Raw genomic sequence first — 436 nt, forward strand, 5'->3', positions numbered from 1 at the left:
CTCCCCAAAGCATATCGTCGTTAGTAACGTCCTTCTTCGGCTTCTAGTGCCAAGGTATTCACCGTGCGCCCTTAATAACTTAATCTTCTTTTGATTGACAATCGCTCGCATTAACAAGCGTTTTCAATTCAAAAATGTGTTATTAATTATGTGAGTCGTCATTTGACGACTAGCGATAATTTTTAGTTTCAAGCTTTCGCTATTCACTCGGTTTTTGCTTGGTAAAATCTTTTATACTTACTTATCTAGTTTTCAATGTACAAGTTTATTAAAATGGCAAGCCTTATCATTACATAATAAATGCTTTCATTTTAATTTTGAATTCTCAAATAATGAGCATTCAAAACTGAATACAATATGTCACGTTAATCCGCTTATCACCTAAAGGTGATATTCCGTATATTATCCTTAGAAAGGAGGTGATCCAGCCGCACCT

General features: G+C 34.6%; 1 rRNA gene. It reads right to left on the reverse strand.

Annotated features, from left to right (window positions below):
- Positions 1 to 85: ribosomal RNA gene (locus TP70_RS10855) — 23S ribosomal RNA — on the reverse strand; the annotation flags it as partial.
- Positions 86 to 436 lie beyond the last annotated feature (351 nt).

The sequence above is a fragment of the Staphylococcus microti genome (genome assembly GCF_000934465.1).
GTDB classification, from domain to species: domain Bacteria; phylum Bacillota; class Bacilli; order Staphylococcales; family Staphylococcaceae; genus Staphylococcus; species Staphylococcus microti.